This window comes from Mesorhizobium sp. M1A.F.Ca.IN.020.06.1.1, assembly GCF_004023265.1.
Lineage (GTDB): Bacteria > Pseudomonadota > Alphaproteobacteria > Rhizobiales > Rhizobiaceae > Mesorhizobium.
The window spans coordinates 1-917 of sequence record NZ_RZSR01001479.1 but is presented as its reverse complement, the minus strand read 5'-3'; the positions used below and the strand labels follow the sequence as shown (position 1 = coordinate 917).

Annotated in this window: 1 protein-coding gene; it reads right to left on the bottom strand. The window is 65.2% G+C overall.

What is annotated here, in order from left to right:
- Positions 1-898: PD-(D/E)XK nuclease family protein (locus EOA60_RS35005; protein ID WP_164899868.1), on the bottom strand; the 898-nt coding region annotated here is incomplete at its 3' end.
- Positions 899-917 lie beyond the last annotated feature (19 nt).

Below are 917 nucleotides of genomic sequence, written 5' to 3'. Positions count from 1 at the left end.
TATAGTCGGACATTCGCACACCGCGGCGGTCGGCCTTCACATCGACACGGTCGATGCGGCCCTTCAGGCGGATGCCTGACTGGCCGATCACGACTTCCTGGCGCTGATCCCAGGGATCGATACGCTCTGCTGGCGATTGCGGATTGCCGAACGGGACTTCGCTGAAACTGCGGGTTCCCTGGCCGAAGCGTTCGTCGATCGTGAGGCCGCGATGGGCGCGCCGCCGTGCCTCCTCGATGGTGTCCAGCCACAACAATCTTGGTGGCACCACCTGGGTCAGCGGCCAGCGCTCGGCGATGTCGCGGGCGGCCGCGCCAAGGGCATTGTCGATTTCTTCTGGCGTTGCCCCGACAAGGCTGGGCGTGGGTTCGATGCGCTCGATCGCAAGGCGCAGCAACTCATGCACGAGGTCGCCGAACGCAACGGGATCGAGTTGCAGCGGCTCGAGGGCAAGCTCGGGGGCGGTCATTCCCAATGCCCGCAGCCAGACAAAGCCGAGCGGATCACGCAGCAGGCGTCGCAGGGACGTTGCCGACTGCGGCACGCTCAGCGCACGGGCAACGGCTGGATGGTCTTTCCGGAACCCGCCGTCATGCGGCGTAGGTTCCAGGCTGATTGTCCAGTCGCTCCAGCACGACACCACGCCCTCGATTCGCGGCAGCTTCAGCGCGTCATCAATGCGAGCGAGCAGACGATCCCCTTCGCTGAACGCATGCTCAGGGGTTCTGGTCCGCCTTAGCGAACGCTCTGTGACCTTCCGTTGCAGCAACGCGCTCTTGGCGAAAAACGCGCCGTCCGCTGAGCGTCGGCTGCGCGATAGCGTGGCATGCGATGCCGGGTGGCTGACGAGAACCTCGAAGGCCAGCCGATCGCGTTCCAGCCGGGTAAGGTCGACCAAGTCACGCTCGCTGAGGACG